At 43.1% G+C, this 16,400-nt stretch carries 17 protein-coding genes; 5 read left to right on the top strand and 12 right to left on the bottom strand.

Annotated elements, in window-relative coordinates; all coding sequences use genetic code 11:
• Positions 1–20 precede the first annotated feature (20 nt).
• The 4 genes from D2V93_RS16660 (at position 21) to D2V93_RS16640 (ending at position 4,606) form a co-directional block, all read left to right on the top strand.
• A complete protein-coding gene (locus D2V93_RS16660) occupies positions 21–386 on the top strand; it encodes a BlaI/MecI/CopY family transcriptional regulator (protein WP_119620313.1) in 366 nt (121 codons plus the stop codon).
• A 2-nt stretch (positions 387–388) separates the two neighbouring features.
• Positions 389–2,593 carry a M56 family metallopeptidase gene (locus D2V93_RS16655; RefSeq protein ID WP_119620203.1) on the top strand — a complete coding sequence of 735 codons (2,205 nt, stop codon included), beginning with the start codon at positions 389–391 and terminating at the stop codon, positions 2,591–2,593.
• Positions 2,594–2,702: 109 nt separating this feature from the next.
• A complete protein-coding gene (locus tag D2V93_RS16650; protein WP_119620202.1) occupies positions 2,703–3,803 on the top strand; it encodes a DUF4407 domain-containing protein in 1,101 nt (366 codons plus the stop codon).
• Between the two features lie 410 nt (positions 3,804–4,213).
• On the top strand, positions 4,214–4,606 hold the full coding sequence (locus tag D2V93_RS16640; protein ID WP_119620200.1) for a hypothetical protein: 393 nt from the start codon (positions 4,214–4,216) through the stop codon (positions 4,604–4,606).
• 50 nt (positions 4,607–4,656) lie between these two features.
• On the opposite strand, the gene D2V93_RS16635 is transcribed toward D2V93_RS16640, so the two are convergent.
• The 6 genes from D2V93_RS16635 to D2V93_RS16610 are packed head-to-tail and all read right to left on the bottom strand — an operon-like array spanning position 4,657 to position 8,924.
• Positions 4,657–6,387 carry a MutS-related protein gene (locus D2V93_RS16635; RefSeq protein WP_245978281.1) on the bottom strand — a complete coding sequence of 577 codons (1,731 nt, stop codon included), beginning with the start codon at positions 6,385–6,387 and terminating at the stop codon, positions 4,657–4,659.
• Between the two features lie 45 nt (positions 6,388–6,432).
• Entirely contained in the window at positions 6,433–6,792 is a 360-nt protein-coding gene (locus tag D2V93_RS16630; RefSeq protein WP_119620198.1) for an MmcQ/YjbR family DNA-binding protein, read from the bottom strand.
• Between the two features lie 2 nt (positions 6,793–6,794).
• Positions 6,795–7,193 carry a Dabb family protein gene (locus D2V93_RS16625; RefSeq protein ID WP_072878037.1) on the bottom strand — a complete coding sequence of 133 codons (399 nt, stop codon included), beginning with the start codon at positions 7,191–7,193 and terminating at the stop codon, positions 6,795–6,797.
• A 6-nt stretch (positions 7,194–7,199) separates the two neighbouring features.
• Entirely contained in the window at positions 7,200–7,823 is a 624-nt protein-coding gene (locus D2V93_RS16620; RefSeq protein WP_072878036.1) for a DUF4230 domain-containing protein, read from the bottom strand.
• Positions 7,816–8,175, bottom strand: a complete 360-nt coding sequence (locus tag D2V93_RS16615) for a DUF4260 domain-containing protein (protein WP_119620197.1) — start codon at positions 8,173–8,175, stop codon at positions 7,816–7,818. Before D2V93_RS16615 ends, D2V93_RS16620 begins: the two co-directional genes overlap by 8 nt.
• The gene (locus D2V93_RS16610) at positions 8,172–8,924 is read right to left on the bottom strand and encodes a cyclase family protein (protein ID WP_119620196.1); all 753 of its coding nucleotides are present in this window, start codon (positions 8,922–8,924) and stop codon (positions 8,172–8,174) included. Before D2V93_RS16610 ends, D2V93_RS16615 begins: the two co-directional genes overlap by 4 nt.
• Positions 8,925–9,082: 158 nt before the next feature.
• On the opposite strand from D2V93_RS16610, the gene D2V93_RS16605 reads away from it, so the two are divergent.
• Positions 9,083–10,648: an HNH endonuclease family protein gene (locus D2V93_RS16605; protein WP_119620195.1), complete on the top strand. Its 1,566-nt coding sequence runs from the start codon at positions 9,083–9,085 to the stop codon at positions 10,646–10,648.
• A gap of 105 nt (positions 10,649–10,753) precedes the next feature.
• Here the strand turns inward: D2V93_RS16605 and hemW are convergent, their stop codons facing one another.
• The 6 genes from hemW to D2V93_RS16575 all read right to left on the bottom strand — a co-directional run bounded on the left by hemW (position 10,754) and on the right by D2V93_RS16575 (position 16,190).
• Positions 10,754–11,881 (bottom strand): radical SAM family heme chaperone HemW, encoded by a 1,128-nt coding sequence (hemW, locus tag D2V93_RS16600; protein ID WP_119620194.1) that lies wholly within the window; start codon positions 11,879–11,881, stop codon positions 10,754–10,756.
• Positions 11,882–11,959: 78 nt separating this feature from the next.
• Positions 11,960–12,517 (bottom strand): crossover junction endodeoxyribonuclease RuvC, encoded by a 558-nt coding sequence (ruvC, locus tag D2V93_RS16595; RefSeq protein WP_119620193.1) that lies wholly within the window; start codon positions 12,515–12,517, stop codon positions 11,960–11,962.
• A gap of 3 nt (positions 12,518–12,520) precedes the next feature.
• Positions 12,521–13,000: a hypothetical protein gene (locus tag D2V93_RS16590; RefSeq protein WP_119620192.1), complete on the bottom strand. Its 480-nt coding sequence runs from the start codon at positions 12,998–13,000 to the stop codon at positions 12,521–12,523.
• A 44-nt stretch (positions 13,001–13,044) separates the two neighbouring features.
• Complete coding sequence (locus tag D2V93_RS16585) at positions 13,045–14,184, bottom strand: tetratricopeptide repeat protein (protein WP_119620191.1); 1,140 nt, start codon at positions 14,182–14,184, stop codon at positions 13,045–13,047.
• A gap of 6 nt (positions 14,185–14,190) precedes the next feature.
• Entirely contained in the window at positions 14,191–15,831 is a 1,641-nt protein-coding gene (locus tag D2V93_RS16580) for a M56 family metallopeptidase (protein ID WP_119620190.1), read from the bottom strand.
• Positions 15,828–16,190: a BlaI/MecI/CopY family transcriptional regulator gene (locus D2V93_RS16575; RefSeq protein WP_072878020.1), complete on the bottom strand. Its 363-nt coding sequence runs from the start codon at positions 16,188–16,190 to the stop codon at positions 15,828–15,830. Before D2V93_RS16575 ends, D2V93_RS16580 begins: the two co-directional genes overlap by 4 nt.
• Between the last annotated feature and the right edge of the window lie 210 nt (positions 16,191–16,400).

Genomic DNA, 16,400 nt, shown 5'->3' with positions numbered 1-16,400 from the left:
CAAATATAAAAGAACAGAACATGCAGTTGTCAAAATCAGAAGAAGAGTTGATGAACATAGTTTGGAAGTTAAAAAAGGCCTACATGAAGGACCTGCTGGATGCCTACCCGGAACCAAAACCGGCCACTACCACTGTGGCAACCCTGCTTAAGCGCATGGCGGACAAAGGTTTTGTGGCATACAGCACTATTGGGAGAAGCAGGGAATACTATCCTTTGGTGAAAAAGCAGGATTATTTTTCCAAGCATGTAAACGGACTCATCAAAAACTTCTTTAACGATAGCGCCAGCCAATTTGCCTCCTTCTTTGCCAAAGAAACAAACTTGAGCAAAGCCGAGTTGGAGGAATTGAGAAAATTGATAGACAATGAAATCAAAAAGAAGTAACGATGTTGGTCTTCCTATTAAAATCCACCGCATGCCTAGTCATTTTTCTGGCCTTCTACAAACTGGTACTGGAAAAGGAAAGCATACACCAATTCAAGCGATTCTTTCTCTTGGGTGCGTTGATCGCCTCATTCTTGATTCCCGCAATGGTCTTCACCGAGTATGTGGAGGTAGCCCAACCAACTACTTTCACCACTGCTCCTATCACGGAAATATCGGATACAATAAATGAGCAAATAGTTGCGGAGGAACCCATTTTTGATTGGGAAATCGGATTGTGGATGGTTTATCTTATTGGTGTTATCGGATTTGGATTTCGATTTTTAAGGAACCTGGCGCAAATCACGCTACGCATCCGCAAGAATCCCAAATTCAAGGAAAATTTTATCACTCGGGTCCTTTTAAGACAATCCCTACCTCCGCATACGTTCTTCAACTATATCTTTTTGAACCAAAAGCAATTTGAGGAAAAACATATTCCCCAAGAGGTGCTCTTACATGAGGAAACCCATGCGAAGCAACGGCATAGCCTGGATATCCTCTTTATTGAATTGGCCCAAGTCATTTTATGGTTCAATCCTATTATCTACTTTTTTAAATCGTCCATTAAGCTGAACCACGAATTTTTAGCGGATAGGGCCGTAATCAATGGGAACCATGATCATTCACATTATCAAAATACCATCTTATCGTATTTATCACACGGTAGTTTTGAACAATATCAGTCGACCGGCATTGCCAATGCCATTAATTATTCATCAATCAAAAAACGGTTTACAGTCATGAAAACAAACACATCAAGAAAATCATTTGTATTGAGGAGCCTGCTCGTGCTTCCGCTTACGGCCCTGTTATTATTTGGGTTTAGTGAAAAACGTCAAATTGAAAAAGAGACTTCCATTGACAAAGTCATCAGATTGGATCTTTTGGAGAATGGAAGCGTACAATTGGGAAAGGAAATCGTGCAATTGAATGAACTCTCAAAAATTTTAAAACAAGATTACTTACAAACATTTGATGCCAAAAAAACCAAGGTTGAAATGAATGTTGTGCAGCCGATACATTACAACGTCATAAGCGCTGTGGCAGAAGAAATAAGAACAACAGGAGTAGACCAAATTAATGTGTTTGCAAATGAGGTGATTATGGATAAAGGCCAATTCAAGAAAAATATTCCCATTACTCCCACCACAACTATGTTGAATGCCAACATAATGACGGTTGTCGGTAATAGCACAGAAAAAGGCGTCTCCCAATCCGACCTTAAGGTCTATAATGAATTGGCGAAAAAATACAACGCCATCCCGATTGAAAAAAGGACAATCCCTTTGGAAGATTTGAAGGAATTGGAGCGCATCTATCGAGAAATGGACGAAACACAAAAGGAGCATGCTCTACCTTTTCCAGAATGTTTGCCTAAAGAGTACAATCAAAAAGCCATCGATTTCATTGAAATCCACATCAATAACAACGGCAAATTGTTATTTCAAGGGAAGATCGTTCCTTTGGAGGATTTAAAGCAAACGCTTTCCAAAGTCAACGAACATCTTTCCTATGACCAACGTAAAAAAACGGTCCGTTCGGTCATACACGTAGAGGCCAAGACTCCAAAAGATGTCATCCAAAAGGTGGATAAAATCCTTGCGGAATACGGTTCTGCCACCATCAACATTGTAGGTCCAGAGGCTTCCCTGCAATCCAGTGCCTCCCGCGAGGAGATGAAAGAATACAATGCCTTGGCCAAAAAGTACAATGCCATGGACCGCAACCATATGGTCATCAAAAAACAGGAAGTGAATCGGTTAAAGGAAATCTATGGCAAAATGTCCAAAAAACAACAGGAAGATGCGGAACCCTTTCCTAATTTTCCTCCACCGCCACCAGCACCAGATGCGCCAGAACCTCCTAAAACCACTCCAGCAACAGAAGCCGCTATTCCTTCGCCTCCTGGAGTAATGCCAGTTCATGAACCAACGTCCACATTACCTGCTCCTCCTCCGCCACCAGAGCCAAAGTCTCCATTGGAGCACATCAAGGAAATGGTAGCCAAAGGAGCCACCTTCATGCATAATGGAAAAGAAATATCCGCCAAGGAAGCCATCAAGGTCTTGGAAAACAATAAAAAAATCAACATCGATTCCAGAGGATCCGATAGCGGCAAACCTATCGTGAAACTTTCCACGGAGCCCATCGTGATAGAAAACTAGACCTCCAAAAAACCCTTATAATGTTAAAAGCCCCTTAATTGGGGCTTTTGATGTAACAAAACTTTCGAAATCACGTTCTAATACCCTATCAATCAAAGAGAACACGATCATGCTACAACGTTTTTTTATTTTTTGCTCCGGAGCCGATACTGAAATTTTGAAAACCTGCTCCAACGGGGAACAGAACAAATATGCCGGAATTGGTGCCACCGTATTCTTCACCGCTGTTATGGCATTCATTGCCAGCGGCTATGCCCTTTACACGGTATTTGACAATATTTATACTTCCATCTTTTTTGGGTTGATATGGGGGTTGTTGATCTTCAATCTGGACCGATATATCGTTTCCACCATAAAAAAAAGGGACAATTTTAAAAGTGAACTCTTACAGGCCGCTCCACGGATCATTTTGGCAATCATCATTGCCGTGGTCATTTCCAAACCGTTGGAAATGAAAATCTTTGAGAAGGAAATCAACCAAGTGTTGTTGGAAGAAAAGAATTCCATGACCTTGAACAACAAGGAGCAATTGGCCCTTCAATACACCCCAAAAATTCAAAGTCTTAATCAGGACATTGCCAACTTGAAGGGAGAAATCGCCACCAAAGAAGCCGAAACCAATGCGCTGTACGACACTTATATTTCCGAGGCCGAAGGTACTGCAGGAACAGGTCTTCTGGGCAAGGGACCCGTTTACAAGGAAAAGCGTGATAAACACGATGCTGCCTTGGCGGAACTCAACACCTTGAAAGAAACCAATGCCACCAAAATAGCAGGAATTGAAGCCCAAATTGCGGCCTTGGAAACGGATTACAACTCAGCCGTGACCAACTCCCAGCCCATTATTGATGGTTTTGATGGACTTATGGCCCGCATCAATGCCTTGGGCAAATTACCCTGGTTCCCTTCTTTTTTTATCTTTTTGTTGTTCTTGGCCATTGAAACGGCCCCTATCATTGCCAAACTGCTGGCCCCCAAAGGGGAATACGATTTCAAGTTTGAAGAGCAGGAAAGTGTGGTGGCCACTTGGGTGACCCAAAAAGTGGAACAACGCAAACTGTTGTTGGCCACCGATGGGGAAATCAATGAAAAAATCTACACCGATATCAAGAACGAAGAGGAACTATACCAATACAAGAAGAAGAAAGCCGAAGAGCTGTTACGCTTACAGGCCGACTCCTTCCACAATGTGCAGGTAAAGGGCTTATAGCCAAATTTGAGCCCAAAGCCCAATTATCTTTCTACGTTATCAATTTAAAAAGGATGTTCATCCATTGGTGATGGAATTTTAATCGGAGAAACCCTAACTTCACTTATCGGTCGATATCATTCACTTTGTACTGAGCGCAGCCGAAGTATTGAAACGAATCATATCTTTAACGTTACCCAACATTTGAAAAAAGCATTGAGAAAACGAAAAATCATAGGAATTCACTTTTTGACTTTTGTTATTTTAACAATCGTTTGGTTTTTCTTGGCTGAACCTGCACTACACCAATTTGCTTCGGCTTTTCACAATGTGGAAATGTGGCTGAATTTTATAATCTATGGGACAATTGGAATTTTGATATTGACAATAATATCGTGTCTGATTTTCATTCAAAAATTTAAAAATAAACATTGAAAAAACTGACTTTCAAACATATCTCAATGTTTCTTTATGTAGTATCATTGGGTTCACCAATATTTTTCGGAGCTGGAGTTATTGGGATTTTTGGTTTGCTTCTTGGCTTAATTGGAATGTTTGAATTTGATATTTACATTTTTCTTCCTTGGCTTGCGAACATCTTATATTTTTTCAACCTTGTTTTTGAGAAAAAAATCAATAATCTTAAAATCCCAATATCTATTTTGACAATTATTTTCGGACTGTTTACTTTCGGAATTTCAAGAATACCTTTAGACGAAGGAGGAGCATATGCAAATGTAAAACCTGGAATCGGATTTGGAATTTGGATATTAAGTTTCACTATATTATTACTTGGACAATTAAAAAATAAAAACGTTGGATAACAATGGCTATAATCCATTGCTCTCTAAATCAAAAAGGATCATTTGGGGCACTAATCCACAATTCCCATTTTTTTCAGGAGGAAAGAGGCATTCATATTCTGGCAGATGCCTTCCTTAAAACGGTAGTCAAAATAGAGTTCCCCGTTTACGATCTGGGCATCAAAATAATGGTTTTCCACTTGTGGGAGTTTATCGGCCAAGGTGCATAGACTCAAATCGTGGGTGGCGACCAAGCCTGTGGTTCCCGAGCGCACCAATTTTTCCACGAATTTTTTGGAACCCTCGGCCTTGTCCACACTATTGGTCCCTTTCAAAATCTCATCGAGGACCACAAAACAATTGCCTTTTTCCAGTTCGTCCACAATGTATTTCAATCGCTTCAACTCTGCATAGAAATACGAGGTCTCATCCGCAAGGGAATCCGAGGAACGCATACTGGTCAACAGTCGGACGGGCTTGTATTTCACCTCTTTTCCTTTGACAGGCAAGCCCATGTTGGCCATCACGATCTGCAGGGCCACGGCACGTAAAAAAGTACTTTTCCCGGCCATATTCGCCCCGGTCACGATACTGAATCGGCCTGTGTCCAATGAAAAATCGTTCAACACGTTCTTTTGGGGGTCCACCAAGGGATGACCCACCGCTTTGGCTTGCAAGACCATCGGACCGTCCGTTATTTGTGGATAGGCATGATCGGGATGATTAAAGGCATAGGTGCCCAGGCTGATGTAGGCATCGAACTGGGCAATGGCAGAAAACCATTCTTCCACATCCTTACCATAAACCACTATCCAAGATTCTATACGATAGGCAAAATATAAACTCCAAAGCAGCAAACCCTGACCGAACATGAAGACCAAAAGGTTGTTCTGTTGTTCAAAATTGTCAATGCTTTGGCCAAACTTTTTCAATAATTTTGAGGTCTTCTCCCCTTTCACTTCCAATTTTTTCTGAAGGTCCTGCAAGAGTTCCGAGGCAAAGGTCTGCCCTTCCAGTTCAGAAATCAAACGTTGATGTTGCTGGATGGTCTCTTGGGCCTGGGACACATGGGTTGCAAACTTGAGAATGTTCTTGGAGAAGCGTCCTACGATTCCTATCCCAAAAAAGTACCAAACCAACACCAAACTTTCGGGCACCAAGCCCAAAAAAGCCAGAACGATCCACAAAATGGAAACCAACGCAAAAATGGGTGTCACTATCCCGATCCACTTTGGTGTGAACGGTTTGTGGTTTTTCATCCAGTTGGCCACCAGATCGGGGGATATTTTTGGTTTGGTTTCCTTTGCCAAGGAAGAAAAGTGCTGGCACCATTCGGGCAACTGAGCCAATTCTTGAACGGCTTCCTGTTTTTTGATGATATCCTTTGGATATCCGTCCAGCAAAAGCCCCGCAAAAACTTCCCGCCCTTGCGGCAAGGTGGTTCGGTTTGCATATTGATAAAAAGAACCCCTCCCAAAAAGGTCTAGATCCTGTGCGTAGGGATGTTCGGGCACCAAAAATTCCTTCCCATCCGGCAAATGATGAAAACGGCGGGCCAGGATTTCCAATTCGTTCGTATTGATGTCGATGAGCCTGTGCAGATAGGCTTTATGACGCTTGACATCACTAAAACTGGTCACCAAATACAGAAACAGCACAATGCCCAAAGGCATCACCAAAAAAACCATCTTGCTACTCCAAAGGAAATATCCCGCAAGTGCCAAGGCCACGAAAACGGACAAACGCAGGGTTGCCAAAAGGGACAATCTTTTTTTTGCCTGTTGAAGTGCTCGTTGGTGCACTTCTCTCTGTGTTGTATAAAAATGCTGTACATCCTCCATCTAACCTCAGCCCAAGTTTTTAAGCTCTTTTTGGAGCTTTTTGGTCAATCCGGATACGACCAGATCATAGGAATGGTTGGTCAACTCCACTATCAACTGGGGTGGTAATTGTTCCAAAAACAAGGTGTTCCAGTGCACTTTGCTCATGTGATAGCCCGGGACAATGTCCCCATCATAGGTTTCCCGTAGTTCTTCGGCCCGTACTGGGTCGCACTTGAGGTTGCACTGTGGCGGAAGACGGTCCAGTGACATCAGGGCAAACATTTTTCCCATGACCTTGAAGACCAAGGTATCCGGGCCAAAGGGAAGTTCCTCGGTCACCCCTTTTTTGGCCAAGCAAAGTTCTCGGAACTCTTCAATGTTCATGGTCAGATGCCTTCCGAATCGTAAACGATCACCTTTTCCCAGAGGTCCTTGCATTCCTCGATGAACACCAAATGGGGCGGCTCCACTTGATAGGCCGCCTGATCTTCGGCAGATTCGAACGAAAGGATCAACGAGTAGGTAAAGGAATCATCCACCACATCACGAATGGCCTTTGGTGGTTTGCCAATAAACTTGGTCTTGGCGTATTGGGAATTATCCAAGAACTTCTTCAACGAAGCCTCAAAAGTGGCCCTGTCAGCTTGATTCTCCGGGTTTTTGAACCAGAAATACACCACGTGGGCGAACGTATGATCAAATTCGGTCATGGTATCATTGTTTTGTGCAAAACTGATGGTGCTCACCACACCCATCAAAAGCAAGGTTATAATTTTGATTTTCATAATGGTTTATTCTTCTATAAATTGTTTTTCCCTATTTGAAATCTCCAAAGCGGAATAGTCCAGTTTCCAACCGATGGTCTCCACGATCTTTTCCACCAAAAGTACGGCTTGGAGCGCTTCTTTCCTAGCTGTTTCCATCAAGCCGCTTTCAGGTATCTTTTCTTTGATATGATGCTTGGCCTCTTGGTTGAGTTGGGTAAGGTCGGTGGGGGAAAAACTGTTAAAAATCCCATTCTTGATATCGTAAAATTGAAGGTCGGGCTCTATTGACAATACTTCCGGCTGCGGAAAATGGCTCAGGATGATCCGTTTGGTCTCGGTGTCCGCCTTTAGGTCCAACTTGCTCAGGTCATACCCGATATGGGCCTTGGCCTTTATCACGATCAGTGCCTTCTTTTTGCTTTTGAACAGGCTCAAAAAGCTGCCCTTGGTGTTCTCGTAGTGGTAGATCTCGGCAAAATCCCCTTCCACGGAGACCAGTTTGCACACGCTTCTGATCTTGTCCAACAGTACAGTGGACTGCCGCTCGGTAATTTCCTTGTTCCTTTTTTTTCGAAACAGGGAAAAGAACCAATACATCAATATGGCCCCCAAGATCAGTCCCAGAACGGTATCGAATACTTCACCCATTGTCTTTGCCTATTTCCCCCAAGTGGGTAAACTTAAATCCTTTGTCATATTTTAATCCATAGCCCAAGGCCCTGTCCAATGCGGAGTGCGAGAACAGGATCACGCCGATCAACTGGCATAAAGGTATTGAAAAGTAGCTCCCCAAGAGGTATACTATGATTGCCATTCCCTTATGGTGAAACAAATTGTAGGTAAAGCCCCCCGCCTTGTTGCCCAAAAGATAGCCCAGCATGCCTATGTCCGGCGCCAAGATCAAGGCCAGGAACCACCACCAGGCGTAGTCCAATTGGTTGAACAAGTATATGCCCAACACGAACATGAGCACTTCTTCCAATTTTAGAACGGTCTTCATTTTTCCTCGATTTTATAGAGTACGGGGCGACTGGGACTGGCATCATTTTCGAACGGTGCCACCTGAAGGTTCAAAAAATAGGTGCCGTCCTTTACCTTGTTCGGCACATAGATCAGTTCCGTAATGGTAGCCTTTTCCCGAGGCTTTCCTTTCATGTTCCAAAAGGCATTATGGCACAAAAGTGCGCCGCCATCCCGTTCCTTATCCACCGAAGGCAGGTCGATCAACAAATGCTCCACCCCTTTTTTCACCAAAAATTGAGCTGCATCTTCCAGTAGGTAAGGCGGATTGGTATCGGAATAGTTTCGGGAGCGTTTCTCCTTGGTGTTGGGCAGGGTGCGGATCACCACTGCCTCTCTTTTTTTGTTGCCGAGGGCGTATTGCAATTGCTTTTCGGAAATGACAAAATCGTCCCCCACTTGTTCGGGGGCCACGGTGATCACTTCGGCCAAAAAGAAGAACTTTTTCAGTTTTTGGTTGATGGAATGGAACCCTTCGGTGATGTGGCCCAAGCATTCCGTGTGCGTTACATGCGAATGCGGATTAAAATAAACATCGTTGAAATTGGTGGAGGCCCCTTCAGTGACCTTCCCCACAAATCCCTCCTCGGCATGGGGCTTTATTTGGGGTGGCCCCAAATACCAGGCGTTGATGTTGGTCTCCTCTCCCGAAAGGGCAATGGAGATATCCAACGGTTTGGAAAGGTCTATCTTGTAATTTTTGGAATGGTGTTTTAGGGTTGCGATCATGTAATTGGACTTGTTGCAGTAATAAACTCAATTCCGTTGAGAAATGCAATACTAGGTAATCAGAACTTTTGATTAAAATCCAGTATCTTCACTTTAAGGTCGATGTAATTCATTAAAAACGAATCATATCTTTGAACGATACATAGCATAATTGAAAAATGGCGAAATCTAATTTAGTAAATCTCGATGCTCTTATAAAAAGAGAAGACTTTGGTATAACCGAAGAAGAAGAACACTTTGACAGTTTCGATAAGTTATCCTTGAGAGATTTATCGCGAGGAGCTTTAATAGGACCGAATTTAAGAAAGCCTGATTTTCAGAGGGAGACTAATCATTGGACCCCCAGCCAAGTTGTATCATTACTTGAGAGCTTCGTTTCTGGCGATCTTATTCCTGCTGTAATTCTTTGGAAATCACCTACATTTCTTTTCGTAATCGATGGCGGGCATAGGCTTAGTGCAATTAAAGCGTGGATTGAAGATGATTATGGTGATGGCCCGCTGTCGTATGAATATTTCGGAAGAGTCATTTCACCCGAACAGCAAAGAATTGCTGAAAAAACCAGAAAACTGGTAGATAAGCACATCGGGAGCTACAAACGTTTAGAGCAACAAAATGAACAACAAGATTTAGAAGCTAGCGAACGAAAAAGAATCAGTAGGATAATATCCAGAGGAATACAAGTTCAGTGGGTTAAAGGAGATGCTGATAAAGCAGAACATTCATTCTTTAAAATTAATACTCAAGGAACTCCTTTGGATCCAATTGAAGAACTACTTCTAAAAAATAGGAACAAGCCAATTCCCATTTCAGCAAGGGCAGTTATAAGAGCAGGAACTGGGCATAAGTATTGGTCATTCTTCGAAGATCAGAACAAGACCAAAATTGTTGACTACTCGAAAAAATTTCATAAAATACTTTTTGAGCCTGAATTAAAGAGACCAATAAAGACGCTTGATTTACCACTAGGTGGATCTAAAGGAATAAGAGATGCAATCCAAATTTTAATCGATTTGATGCTTATTTCGAACCGAAACCAACAGGGTCTTCCCAAATTGGTCTCTGATCAAGATGATGATCTTACTGGAGAACATACCATTTCTTCCCTTAAAAAGTCACTAAAATTGATAAGTCGGATTTCTGGAAATGATGGTGGTAGTTTAGGACTTCATCCAGCTGTTTATTTTTATGGCCCATCAGGAAGACATTCCAGAGCGATGTTTCTCGGAATGGCAACACTTATTGCACAAAAACTAGTTAATAATGATACTGGATTTTTTATCAAATTCACTAATTCCAGGGAGACATTAGAGAAAATTCTTGTTTCTAGAAAAGATTTGGTTGCGACTATTTTGCAAAAACATCTTTCAAGAAAAAGAAATGCGATGTTTGCAAAACTAATTGACGAACTTGTTAAACGCATCTGCCAAGGAGAAGAGATCACTGATTCGAAAATTGTTGAAATGGCTGAATTAGAGGGAAAGATAGTTGTTGGTGATTTTGTGAGTACAGAACAACGTGAGTTTAATGATGAAACCAAAAGCAAAACATTTTTAGACCGGGCACTTGAGTCAGCAATAAAATGTCCTATCTGCAAAGGTTACTTAGATCCTGAAAAATCAGTTTCTTATGACCATATCATTAGGCAAAGAGAAGATGGAACGGGTAAACCGGAAAATTGCCAACTTACTCACCCATATTGTAATCAATCAATTAAAAACTAAATGCCTTTTAAATTATAGCCATACTAGTCAACCGCACAGACAAAAGCAACAGATTCATTCATTCTTTGATAAGTACAGCCTAAAAAATTGAGGCATCGAACAACATTACTCCAACAAAAACAAATCCGCCGCAATCCCATCCGCTAAAAACTTGCCTTGCTTGGTGGTGCGCAAAATGGCATCTTCCCAAAACAGCAATTGCCGATCAATGAACTTTTCCGATTGTTGCTCCAAATAGTTCGCGTAGTTCAATCCAAATTCCTTGGCAATCTTCTCCTTGGATACCCCCCAAATGGTCCTAAGGCCTGTCATCACATATTCGTTGTACCGGTCGGTCACGGTCAAGGTTTCCTTTTCACTTGGTAAAATCCCTTGTTGGATCTGTTTGATGTAGATGGAATTGTTCCGAATGTTCCAAGTGCGGGAAAGTCCATCATACGAATGCGCGGACGGACCGATGCCCAAATAGGTTTTGCCCTGCCAATAGGCGGTATTGTTTTGGGAAAAATAGCCCGGTTTCCCAAAGTTGGAGATTTCATAGTTCACAAAACCCTGTTCTTCCAATAGTTCCACCAAAATATGGAATTGCTCCTGTGCCTGACCGTCATCCACTTGGGGCACGGTTCCTTTCTGGATCAGTTTTTCCAGTGCGGTTTTGGGTTCCACCGTTAAAGCGTAGCTGGAAATATGGGGCAATCCAAAATCTAGGGCTTTTTGGATGTTCGCCTTCCAACGGCCATGACCCATCCCCGGAATGCCATAGATCAGGTCGATGGTGATGTTATCAAAATGCTGGACGGCTTCCTCGATACAATGCTCAGCCTCAAGGGCATTGTGGGCACGGTTCATCAGCTTCAGATCTTCCTCAAAAAAAGATTGGATGCCGATGCTGAGACGGTTTACCGGACTTTTGGACAGTTGGATGATTCGATCGTTGGACAGGTCATCAGGGTTGGCCTCCAACGTGATTTCTGGATTGTCCATTACTTTGTAATGGTCATATACGGCTTGGATCAAACGTTCCAATTCGGGCAGTTCCAAAACCGAAGGGGTGCCACCACCAAAATAAATGGTCTCGACAACCTCATCGCCCAACTCATTTTTACGCAATTCCATTTCCCGGACCAAGGCATCCACCATCGCATCCTTCTTTTTCATCTGGGTGGAAAAATGAAAATCACAATAATGGCAAGCTTGCTTGCAAAAAGGGATATGGATGTAGACTCCGCTCACTTATTTTCAATTAACAATAAACAATGTACAATAATCAGTTATTAATCAATCAGATATCGGATGTCTGATATCTGTTGTTCATTGTTTCTTGATTTTACCAGGGTTCTGTTTGATGAACGCCTCCCAACCTGTGTAGCTTTTGCCGAGTTCCACCTTACCTTCATTATAAAAATGACAAACGGCTGCGGCCAGTCCATCGGTGCTGTCCAAGTTTTTGGGCAAGGTTTTCAGTTTCAGTACACTTTGCAACATTTTGGCCACTTGTTCCTTGCTGGCATTTCCATTGCCCGTGATGGACATCTTGATCTTCTTCGGCATGTACTCGGTAATGGGCACCTGTCTGGAGAGTCCGGCCGCCATGGCCACGCCCTGTGCACGGCCCAGTTTCAGCATGGATTGAACGTTCTTCCCATAAAATGGGGCCTCTATGGCAATCTCATCGGGGTGGTAGGTATCGATAAGTTCCAAGGTCCGCTCAAAAATCAGCTTGAGTTTGATATAGGGATCGTCATACTTTTTCAGCATCAGTTCGTTCATCTGCACAAAATGCATCTGCTTGTTCACCACCTTGATGATGCCGAAACCCATGACGGTCGTTCCGGGGTCTATTCCCAATATGATCTTTTCTGCAGCCAAATTCTAATGGGTGTTTAGTACCAATGGCAGCCTGAACCGAAGGCCCACCGGATTCCCTCTTTTCAGGGCGGGCGCCACCGTGGTCAGGTCGTTCAACCGCTCGGATATCTTGGTGTTGAAATCTGAGATTTCATTGAGCACGGCGGTTTTTTCCTCCACGTTGATCACGGATATGAAACCATGTTCGTCAATCATGAAATCGATGTACACCGTATCGTTCAGGTCGCTGTCCACTTGGAACTGGAGCCCAGCCAAGGCTTCGGAAAAATAGTTAGCCATCACGTTCTGGAAGCATTCCCGTTGCGCTTCCTTGGTCGCCGTTTCGTCACAGCTATCAAAAAGGGGGTATTGGTCCACATCGTTCCAATCAATGGCCATAAGTTCCTCATTGACCAGTTTTTGGGTCTTGTCCTCCTTGGACTCGAACAGCTCGCAGGAAACGAACAATCCCATAAAAATGATCCACAAAACATACTTTTGCATGGCAGCCCCTATAATTTGGCTGAAATTACAATATTTTGAAGAAATCAGTTGCCCGCGTAGTGGATTTCCTCCTTGATCTCCGATATGCGCTTTTGCACACGCTCCGCTATGAAAGGGGCCAAATCGGGATACATTTCCAATAACCTTTCATAATAGCCCAACTTTGTTTTAGGGTCTTTGTAGTACTCATCCGCCAAGATACAGACCTGGTAATAATTGTACGGATTGTCCTTGTTCTCTTCCCAGGCCTTGGTGTAGAGGTCCAGTGCTGTTTTGGTCTTTCCCTGTATGCGCGCAATGCGGCCAAGGTCTGCATATTCCTTGTCAAAGGACACGGTGCGCTCCTCTATGGATTTTTGGATATAGTATTGGGCACTATCCAATTGTTGTTCCTTTAGGAACACCTCTCCAAGACCAGAGTAGGCATCTGCCAAATACTCTGGAAATTTCATGAGTTGATGATAGGTTTTATGGGCCTTTTCCAGCTCCAGGTCCCTGAAGTAACTATGGGCAAGCCTGTTATATACAAAAGGGGCTTCCTCTCCAAGTTCCAACAATCTTTCAAAATGTGGAATGGCCAACCCAAATTGTCCGTTGTTGAAAAAGGCTAGTGCTTTTAGATTGATCATGGAAACATCGTCTTCATAAAACCGAAGGCCCATATCTACATACTTGAGCACTGAATCTTTTTCTTTTTTCGATGCAAAAGATCTGGCCAACGAATAGAGGCTCCGCAAATGGGTACTGTCTTTTTGCACGGCCTTTCTAAAGGCTTCATCTGCCTTTTTTTGGTTTTTCAAGGATTCCCACACCCTGCCCAAGTAATAGTAGTATTCAGGATTTTCCTGTTCTCTGGAGACCAATTCGTTGATACTCTCCAGCGCTAGGTCATATTTTTTGGTCTTGAGGAGCAATTTGCCCAATTCGAAACGGGCAATATCCAAATTGGGCTCTATGACCAGCGTTTCTTGGTACTGGACAATGGCCTTATCGTAATTCCCAATGGCATTGTAGGCCCGGGCAATCTGTAGGGACGATACCGTGTTGTTCTCCTTCGCATAGGCATTGATGGCCGCAGCATAGTTGCCCAAGGCATACAGACTGTCGGCAACGGGCAAAGCCGATGACTGTGCACCGGCTTTGATAAATATCAATACAGAAAGAACCAATATCCTTTTCAGCATATTTATTTATTGCAATTTAAAGGTGATGGGTATGGAAAAAGGAACTTCCACTACCATCCCTTTTTGTTTTCCAGGTTGCATTTGGGGCAAGCGTTCTATGATGCGTACCGCCTCATTTTCCAACAATTCATGTGGGCCCCGTTTCCTAATGTCTGTTATCGTTCCATCGGTACCTATAATAAATATCAAGCTTACTCTTCCTTGGATACCTTGCTCTTGTGCTTCTAGAGGATAATTGAAATGCTTGCGAATATGTTCCTGTATCTTGTCCTGAAAACAGGCCTTTTTGTCCGCGGCATCCTCGCAGCCTGGAAAAATAGGCACCTGCTCCACAACCGCGAAGGGTACTCCAATTCCTCCTACTTTTTGTGAGCTGACTACTTTTTCTTCACCATCTTGGAGTCGAAAGGTGATAGGGATGGAAAAGGGAACTTTCACTTTTCTTCCCTCGTGCTTTCCAGGCTCCATTTGAGGCAACCTGGCAATGATCCTTTCAGTTTCGTTTTCCAAAAGCTCATGAGGACCTCTCATTCCTATATCGGTAATTGCCCCATCAGCATCAATGGTGAAGATAGCACTCACCCTCCCTTGGATACCCATTTCTTGGGCCTCTGTGGGATAGCGGAAATTCTTGCGGATGTGTTCCTGTATCTTTTCTTGAAAACAGGCTCTTTTGTCCACAGCATCTTCGCAGCCCGGAAAAATCGGCACTTCGTCTACAACACCAAATGGAATTGTATTTTCAGATTTTAATGGTGTACTATTATCTATTCCTGTGTTATTATCTTCTTTCACTTCGCACGAAGTATATACCAACATCCCCAAGACCAAGGGTAGCAACAATCCATACTTCAACTGCCAAATGGCTTTCGATCGTTTCTTTTGTAACATGACTATTCGTTTTTTGATTAATGACTTATTGAAAAATTGGTTCACAAAACTGATGTGCTGCGTCTTGAACGCTTCGGACAACAACATTTCAAAATGTTCCCTTTTGTTGTCCTTCACCGCATGCGCATCGGCAATGAACTCATGCAGTTCTGCCACACGGGCTTGATACACATAGACCAAGGGATTGAACCAGAACACAATCCGGGCCACCTCAAAAAAGAGCAGGTCCAAGGTATGTTTCTGTTTCACATGCACCAGTTCGTGGGCAATGATCTTAGCTTCTTTTTCCTTTTGGATCTCGGCTCCCATAAAAATGTTCCGGAAGAAGGAAAAGGCCAAACTGCTCCTTTGTACGGTGACCTTTACAAAATCGGGGTATCTGACCACCATCCCCTGGCGCTTCAATTTTAAGATCTGCAACAGTTTATACCCAAACCAAAGGGCGGACACGATGCTTCCCACACCCAATACCCAGTAGTACCATGGCAATGTGGACCAAAAATTCGATTCAGGTCCCTGTGGGGTCATCACCACCCCGTCCAACTGTGTCAAAAAGACCGTGACCCCGCCCAACTCCTGCGGCATGCTGGTCCTTAGTATTTCCAGTTTGATCCAGGGCAACGCCAACGACAGCAAAAAAGTGGCCAAGAGGTAGCACCTGTTCCATTGGAAAAAGGTCTCTTTCTTTAGAAAGAAATCATAGGTCAACAAAAAGACCAACTGAAAGACGAGTATTTCCAAGATATAGACTATCATTTTTCCTCGTTTTTGATGTTCTTCATGATCTCTTCCAGTTCTTTAAGACTGATGTCGTTCTTCTTCATAAAAAAGGACACCATGCTGGTAAAGGAGCCTTGGAAATAACCATCTACCAAGGTGTTCAAGCGTTGGTTGCTGTACTCTTCCCTTTTCACCAAAGGAAAGTACACATGGCCCTTCCCTACCTTTTCATGGGACACAAAACCTTTGTCTTCCAATATCCTGACAATGGTGGAAACCGTATTGTAGGCTGGTTTGGGTTCGGGCAATTCCTCCAGAATTGCGGCCACATTGGCCTTTTTCAATTCCCAGAGCAATTGCATTACTTCTTCTTCTGCTTTGGTGAGCTGTTTCATTTTCAACTAATTTTTTAGTTCAATATGAAACAAATATAACTAAATATTTAGTTTAAACTAATTTTTTAGTTGAAAAATGGGTAAAAAATCCGCCAGCGTGGTTTTCTGGCGGATAATTGTTTACCTTAAATTCTTCTTTTCACTAAAAATCAGAATGTTATATAAATGATGTCAGGTCGAGCTGTCCCATCGAGCGCAGTCGAGATGCGA

This window comes from Flagellimonas taeanensis (assembly GCF_003584105.1).
Taxonomy (GTDB): Bacteria; Bacteroidota; Bacteroidia; order Flavobacteriales; family Flavobacteriaceae; genus Flagellimonas; species Flagellimonas taeanensis.
This window is presented reverse-complemented; position numbering and strand designations above follow the sequence as displayed.

Coding starts and splice junctions, on each gene's coding strand:
- D2V93_RS16660 (WP_119620313.1), top strand. CDS start 21: ATGCAGTTGTCAAAATCAGAAGAAGAGTTGATGAACATAGTTTGGAAG.
- D2V93_RS16625 (WP_072878037.1), bottom strand. CDS start 7,193: ATGAAAATCAAAATTATAACCTTGCTTTTGATGGGTGTGGTGAGCACC.
- D2V93_RS16650 (WP_119620202.1), top strand. CDS start 2,703: ATGCTACAACGTTTTTTTATTTTTTGCTCCGGAGCCGATACTGAAATT.
- D2V93_RS16655 (WP_119620203.1), top strand. CDS start 389: ATGTTGGTCTTCCTATTAAAATCCACCGCATGCCTAGTCATTTTTCTG.
- D2V93_RS16615 (WP_119620197.1), bottom strand. CDS start 8,175: ATGAAGACCGTTCTAAAATTGGAAGAAGTGCTCATGTTCGTGTTGGGC.
- D2V93_RS16580 (WP_119620190.1), bottom strand. CDS start 15,831: ATGATAGTCTATATCTTGGAAATACTCGTCTTTCAGTTGGTCTTTTTG.
- D2V93_RS16605 (WP_119620195.1), top strand. CDS start 9,083: ATGGCGAAATCTAATTTAGTAAATCTCGATGCTCTTATAAAAAGAGAA.
- D2V93_RS16590 (WP_119620192.1), bottom strand. CDS start 13,000: ATGCAAAAGTATGTTTTGTGGATCATTTTTATGGGATTGTTCGTTTCC.
- D2V93_RS16610 (WP_119620196.1), bottom strand. CDS start 8,924: ATGATCGCAACCCTAAAACACCATTCCAAAAATTACAAGATAGACCTT.
- D2V93_RS16620 (WP_072878036.1), bottom strand. CDS start 7,823: ATGGGTGAAGTATTCGATACCGTTCTGGGACTGATCTTGGGGGCCATA.
- D2V93_RS16575 (WP_072878020.1), bottom strand. CDS start 16,190: ATGAAACAGCTCACCAAAGCAGAAGAAGAAGTAATGCAATTGCTCTGG.
- D2V93_RS16630 (WP_119620198.1), bottom strand. CDS start 6,792: ATGAACATTGAAGAGTTCCGAGAACTTTGCTTGGCCAAAAAAGGGGTG.
- D2V93_RS16585 (WP_119620191.1), bottom strand. CDS start 14,184: ATGCTGAAAAGGATATTGGTTCTTTCTGTATTGATATTTATCAAAGCC.